The sequence below is a fragment of the Paenibacillus sabuli genome (assembly GCF_014705605.1).
In the GTDB taxonomy this organism is placed as follows: Bacteria; Bacillota; Bacilli; order Paenibacillales; family Paenibacillaceae; genus Paenibacillus_D; species Paenibacillus_D sabuli.
Genome location: NZ_JACXIZ010000031.1, coordinates 24321 through 30729, shown reverse-complemented (window position 1 = coordinate 30729; position 6409 = coordinate 24321). Strand labels below are relative to the sequence as shown.

Below are 6409 nucleotides of genomic sequence, written 5' to 3'. Positions count from 1 at the left end.
CTGCGCGGCGTGCCCCGCCGCCTCCGCCGCGCGCCGTCACGCCCCGCGCAGCGCCGTTCATCGCGCGCTCCCGGCCGGCACGGACGGCTCGCGGCCGCTCCCGGTCAGACCGCCTCCGGCCTGCTCACTCCCAGTCGGCTCTCTTCGGGCCTGACTGCTGCCGCTCCGGTCATCGGCTACCGGGCCCGCCTGCGGCACGGCTGCAGCCGCTGGTTGCCGCGCGGACGGATCCGCCGGCGCGCCATGTCGGCTCTCCGACTGTGCAGTTGCCGCCGTCTGCAGCACCGGTCGAATCCGCTGCTGCTCGCCGTCGAAGTAATACAGATGCTCGCGCCGCACCTGCAGCCGCACCGCGCCGAGCGGTCGCTCCGCCTGATCAAAGCATTTTACCGCCACGCTGGCGCCGCAGGGCAGCTGCGCCTTGTAGACGATCTCCGCGCCAAGCAGCTCGCGCGCGCTCAGCCGCGCCTCCAGCGTCAGAGCGCCTTGCTCTGCCTCCACCGTTGCCGCACCTGGCCCTGGACCTGTGGCGGCCGCTGCGGCCGACCCCGTCACGCCCCCTTGCTCCGCCGACATCTTCACGGCTGCCCGCTGCGATTCCATCGTCACGTCCCTTGCTTCCGGCTCGCTCGCCGCCGCACTCGACCGCTCCTCCGCCGATGCACGCAACTCCGGCCCCGCCTCCGTCAGCGTCCCGCCTGCCCCATTCGCCGCTGCCGGCGCCAGCAGCCGCGCCTTCTCCGGGCGGAAGCCGATATACGTGGCGCCGGGCGGCGCCTCGGCCTGCTCGGCGGCGCTCAGGCTCGTCAGCTCCAGCACATTCATCGGCGGCGTGCCGATGAACTGGCAGGCGAACAGATTGGCCGGATCGTGATATAGCCCGTGCGGCGTGTCCGCCTGCATGATGCGACCGTGGTTCATCAACACGATGCGGGTGCCCATGCTCATCGCCTCCACCTGATCGTGGGTGACGTAGACGAACGTCGCGCCCAGCCGCGCGTGCAGCTCGATCAGCTCCATCCGCATCTGCTGCCGCAGCTTGGCGTCCAGATTGGAGAGCGGCTCGTCCATCAGGAAGACGGCCGGCTGCTTCACCATCGCCCGGGCGAGCGCCACGCGCTGGCGCTCGCCGCCGGAGAGGAATTCCGGCTTTTTGCGCAGATGCGGGGTCAGCCCTACCGTATCGGCGATCTCCGTCACGAGCCGGGTGCGCTCGGCCTTGGGCACCTTGTTGTTTTTGAGCCCGTATTCAATGTTCTGCCAGGCGGCTGCCCGCTTCGCCGTAATCCTCCGCTGGCGCCTCGGACAGCCGGCCGCCGGCCAGGAAGTGCAGCGGACTCGCCTGCGCGTCATGCGGCCGGAAGGCATGGGAATAGTCATACTGGCGCAGCTCGTCCAAGGTCATGTCCATGACCCGGCCCGAGCCGTCCGAGGTGCGGTCGATCGTCAGGTCGTGAATGACGACGAGCCGTCCGTCCTTCGTCAGCTGAACGTCGAGCTCGAGCGCGCCGGCGCCCATCCGGCGAGCCAGCTCGAAGGCCGCCATCGTATTCTCCGGCGCATAGGCGCTTGCGCCGCGATGGGCGAGGATACGGCTGCCGCTCATACGCCCGCCCCCTTCACTTCGGCGCACACATCCGGCACATCGGTGATGATCGCATCCACGCCGCAAGCCAGCATCCGCCCCAGCTCGGGACGATCGTTGACCGTCCACGCATGCACGGCGATCCCGGCGGCGTGCGCCTCGCGAATCATATCCTCGTTGACCCCGATATACAGCGGATGCAGAGCGTCGGCTCCCGCCGAGCGGGCGTAGCGCCCCGCCAGGTGCAGGCCGGCGAAGTGCAGCAGCCCCGCCTTCATGTGCGGGTACGCCTGCTTGAGCCGCACCATCGTCGTGTGGTTGAACGAGGAGAAGATCACCTGCTCGGTCGTGCCGCCGGCCTCCACCAGCTCGGCCGCGCGCAATGCCAGATCGCGGTACTGCTCGCGCTTGCCCATCACGTCCTTTACCTCGATATTGAGATAGAGTCCGCGAGCCTTGACGAGCTGCAGCACCTCGCGCAGCGTCGGAATCGCCGCATGCGGGTACCGCCTCCTCGAAGCGCTTGTTGTAATTAAACGTCCGCAGCTCCTCCAGCGTATAGCTCGTCACATCGCCGCTGCCGTCGGAGGTGCGATCGAGCGTATCGTCGTGCAGCAGCACGATCTCGCCGTCCCGCGTCAGCTGGATGTCGATCTCGTAGCCGTCGGCGCCCTGCTCCGCTGCCAGCAGCAGCGCCTCCATCGTATTCTCCGGCGCATAGGCGCTCGCGCCGCGATGCGCCAGGATCTTCGCTTCGCTCTTCATCGTCCTCATCCTTTCTCATTGCGCATTCTTAAAAATGGCCGACAAGCTCCGTCATATCGCGCAGCACGTACGTCGGCCGCAGGCCGCTATGCGCCAGCTCGGCCAGCGCCGTCACGCCCGTCAGCACGAGCGCAGTCGCCATGCCGCTCTGCGTGCCGAGCGCGATATCCGTCTCGAGCCGGTCGCCGACCATCAGACATTGTTCCGGCGGCAGACCGAGGCCGCGCAGCGCCTGGTTCGCGTAATACCGCGACGGCTTGCCGATCACCAGCTCCGCGACGGCACCGGAGGCGGTCTCGAGCGCCCGCACCATCGTCCATGTGTCGGGAATCCAGCCGCGCGGCACCGGGCAGACCGGATCGGGATTGACCGCGATCAGCCGCGCGCCCGCGCGGACGGCCAGCATGCCGAGCCGCAATTTCTCGTACGTGAGCGCGCGGTCCATGCCGACCAGCACATGGGTCGCATGCTCCGGCGCACGCGCCACCGCGACCCCGCTCAGCTCCATCTGCGCCCGCATCGCCTCCTCCCCGACGAGGAAGACGCTCGCCTGCGGCGCCTGCTCCCTGAAGTACTGCCCGCTCAGATGCAGCGCGGTCAGCACCTCCTCCTCCTCGCAGTCCACGCCGAGCCGTTGCAGCCGCCGCTTGCAATCCAGTCGGGTGTGGACGGAGCTGTTGGTGAGGAAGCGGATTTTTTTGCCCTGCCTGCGCAGCTCGTCAATCGTCCGCTTCGCGCCCGGCACCGGCTCGTCGCCGACATAGACGGTGCCGTCGAGATCGAAGCAATACGCCGCGTATTCGCGGACGCCGTGATTGCCGCGTTGCAATTGCGCGTTCCCCTCCCCTGACTGCCTGCGGGCACGCCAAAAAACCCAGCCTCAGAAAGCTGTACGCCGCGCCCAAGCCGTCATACGGGCCTGAGCCGGGTACTGCGCATTTCTGACCGCCGGGTTTTCTCATCGTCTCCACCCTGGGACAGTCGATTCAATTGTGTGCATGCCATAGCGCGGCATTGCCGACCGATACATAGTCCGCGCCGCTGGCGAGCGCCTCGCGCAGCTCTTCCGGATGCCGGATCAGCCCGCCGACTATGAGCGGCTGACGGATCCGCGCCCGCATCTCGCGGATGATGCGCGGCATCAGGCCGGGCATCAGCTCCACCTCGTCCGGCCTGGACGAAGCGATCATGCGCAGCGCCGTCTCGAAGGCCGACGTGTCGATCGCGAACAGCCGCTGCGTGCTGCGCAGGCCATGCTGTCTGGCCGTGGCGATGGCCTGACTTTTGGTCGTGATGATGCCGTCCGCCTTGACCGTCTCGGCCAGATACTCAATCGCGGCCGCATCTCGCCCGATTCCGCCGACCATTTCCACATGCACATACACCTGCTTGCCCGCCTGCCGCAGCGCCGACACGATCTGCTGAAGGTTGTTGATGTTGCCGGTCATCAGATTGAGCCGCCTGACCTTGCTTGCCATCGCTTGCGCGATTTGGCCTTCTTCGGTTATCGACGCAATGACGGGATAAGGCTTCATCGCCGCTTCCTTCTTTCGCCGCTCGGCTAGCCAAGCTTTCTTGGTGTTGCCTTCATCATACCGGCGAATTGTTCGCGCTGTGTCAGCGGGCTGTAAAGGTTTCGTGTAGACGCGACGCTCTCCCGAACGTCGCGGTTGCAGAGCGGGCCGTCAGCGGTTATAACGATGCTCTTCCTCCGGTCGCCGTCTGTTCATCCGATCGCCTCCGCGACGAATCCGCGTCTGCCGACGATGTCTGGGCTTCGGATGTTGCTCCGGAATCCGGCAGCGCCTCCTGGCCCGCCCGAATGCGCGTGAAGTAGACACCGGCTATCATCAGCGCCGCATTCGAGAAAAAAATCGATGTGAGCCCCAAGACGCCGGCAACGCCGCCAAACACAATCGGCGCGCAAAATTGCAGCGTTCGATTAATCGACACCCGCATGCCGAGCACCTCGCCATGCCGCTGAGACGGTGTATGATTGAGCGTATACACCATGCTTAGCGGCTGTCCAATCCCGAGACTCGCACCGAGCGTCGCAATAATCAAGGCGAGCGCAACGGCAGAATCGGTAAGCCCGAGGGCCAGATATAACGTGGCGCTGATTGCCAGCGCCGTCGTCATAATGGTCGTACGGCCAAACCGTAAAACGAGCGGGAACTGCACGAAGCGTACGAGAATCGCCATGAAGGCCGACAGCGACAACATCATGCCGATTCGACTTGCGGACATCCCGATGCTGGTTGCATAAAGCGGGAAATAGGCGACGATTAATTCTTTTGAATATAGTCCGATCCCGCCGATCAATATCGCCTTGCGGAGATTCACATTGCGAAGCAGCGTCCAGGTGGAGCCTTGGTATGGATAGGTCTTCGTCGTACGCGGTCCGCTAGCACGCCAATGTTCGCTACGCACCAGCAAGATGAGCGTCAACCCAAGCAACGCCGACGAGGCGGCAATGAAGTACGTCGCCGAAAACCCGTAGTGCGCATATGTAAAGCCGGTTACAAGCGGCCCAAGCATATCTCCTGCGGCCGCCGACATGCTGTGAGCCGTAATCAACTTGTCCCGATTGCCCGGCAGGTTGCCGATTGTCTTCTGCATGGACAAAATCATTAATAATTGAAAAAAACCGAACAAGGTTTGCGAGAAAAACAACAACTCGATTTTGGGAATCAGGGCGGGGATCAGCAAGGCCGCGAACACACCGGCGCCGCCTGTGATCGCCCCCTTTTTTGCGCCGAATCGATCAACCCATTTGCCTGCGCGAACCGCGATGAGCATCGGCAGAAAGGATGTCGTTGAAACAAGCATCCCGATAATCGTTGACGAAACGCCCAGTTCCGCCGCATAGATCGGCATGATCGGGCGCGTGCCAAGCATCGCGAAAAAGAAAAACGTATTCACAGTCAAAAAGACGTAAAGCACCATAAAGCCTCACCAGCCTAACAAGCAAGCGTAAACGACCGACGCCGCAGCGCACAGCACACGTTTCGCAGTGAAAACAGAAGCCATCGCCCTGCTCTAAATCGCGCGGCGAGCAACGTCGGCCTCCCCGTATAGATGACAGGCAACGGTATGCCCGTCCCCTACCTCGATCAGTTCGGGCATGTGTTCGGCGCAGGTCTCCATCGCCATCGGACAACGGGTGCGGAAGCGGCAGCCCGAGGGCGGATTCAGCGGACTTGGCAGCTCGCCGCTCAGCTTGAAGCCGTCGAGCTTTTTGTGCGTCACATCCATGGACGGCGTCGACTTGAACAGCGCCTGCGTATACGGATGATAGGGCTGCGCGTAGACATCTTCGACGCTCGCCACCTCAACGACCATGCCCAGATACATCACCATGACCGTATCGCTCATCAATTCAACGACATGGAGATCATGCGAAATGAAGATCATGGACAGGCGAAAATCCTGCTGCAGCTCGTGAAACAAATTAAGCGCCTGGGCTTGAATCGACTTGTCGAGCGCGGAGACCGCCTCGTCCGCGATGACGATCTTCGGTTCGAGCACGAGCGCCCGCGCAATGGCCACCCGCTGCCGTTGTCCGCCGCTCAGACTCTGCGGATAACGCTCGGCTGATGAACGCGGGATGCCGACGGCCTCCAGGTAACGATGCGCCGCAATTCTTCCGTCTTGCTTCGACGTCCCGTTGACCCAGAGCGGAAACGCCACGTTATCCAGCAATGTCATGCTCGGATTCAGCGATGAGAACGGATCCTGAAACACCATCTGGATATCCCGTCTCAGCTTGCGCAGTTCCTCGCCGCCCAGCGCGAGCAAGTTGTGTCCTTGATACATCACCCGTCCTCCGTCGGCCTCGATGAGACGAAGCACGAGCCGGGCAAGCGTTGACTTGCCGCAGCCGGATTCGCCAACAATGCCAAACGTGCGTTGCTTTTGCAAACGAAACGACACGTCGTTCACAGCGGATACTTCACTGGTCGTTCGCCCAAAAATATTTTTGCTCCGAAACGTCTTGGAAATATGGCTCACTTCGAGGATCGTATTCGAATCATCCATCCTCGTCTCTCCTCTCGACGC

Annotated in this window: 5 protein-coding genes and 3 pseudogenes; all 8 read right to left on the bottom strand. The window is 63.2% G+C overall.

All coding sequences use genetic code 11. The features are described 5' to 3' along the window. Positions 1–705: 705 nt before the first annotated feature. Positions 706–1260, bottom strand: a pseudogene (locus IDH44_RS26690) (ABC transporter ATP-binding protein); the annotation flags it as partial. Between the two features lie 115 nt (positions 1261–1375). Then, positions 1376–1606: pseudogene (locus tag IDH44_RS26685) on the bottom strand (glycerophosphodiester phosphodiesterase family protein); the annotation flags it as partial. Next, entirely contained in the window at positions 1603–2118 is a 516-nt protein-coding gene (locus tag IDH44_RS27005; protein ID WP_397326800.1) for a glycerophosphodiester phosphodiesterase, read from the bottom strand. The gene IDH44_RS27005 and the pseudogene IDH44_RS26685, both read right to left, overlap by 4 nt. Beyond that, positions 2114–2350: pseudogene (locus IDH44_RS27450) on the bottom strand (glycerophosphodiester phosphodiesterase); the annotation flags it as partial. The pseudogene IDH44_RS27450 and the gene IDH44_RS27005, both read right to left, overlap by 5 nt. Before the next feature lie 28 nt (positions 2351–2378). Beyond that, a complete protein-coding gene (locus IDH44_RS17740) occupies positions 2379–3179 on the bottom strand; it encodes an HAD-IIA family hydrolase (RefSeq protein WP_190920014.1) in 801 nt (266 codons plus the stop codon). 157 nt (positions 3180–3336) lie between these two features. Further along, on the bottom strand, positions 3337–3885 hold the full coding sequence (locus IDH44_RS17735) for a glycerol-3-phosphate responsive antiterminator (RefSeq protein ID WP_190920012.1): 549 nt from the start codon (positions 3883–3885) through the stop codon (positions 3337–3339). Between the two features lie 157 nt (positions 3886–4042). Beyond that, positions 4043–5296, bottom strand: coding sequence for an MFS transporter (locus tag IDH44_RS17730; protein WP_190920010.1), 1254 nt, complete (start codon positions 5294–5296; stop codon positions 4043–4045). A gap of 93 nt (positions 5297–5389) precedes the next feature. Then, positions 5390–6388 (bottom strand): ABC transporter ATP-binding protein, encoded by a 999-nt coding sequence (locus tag IDH44_RS17725; RefSeq protein WP_190920008.1) that lies wholly within the window; start codon positions 6386–6388, stop codon positions 5390–5392. Between the last annotated feature and the right edge of the window lie 21 nt (positions 6389–6409).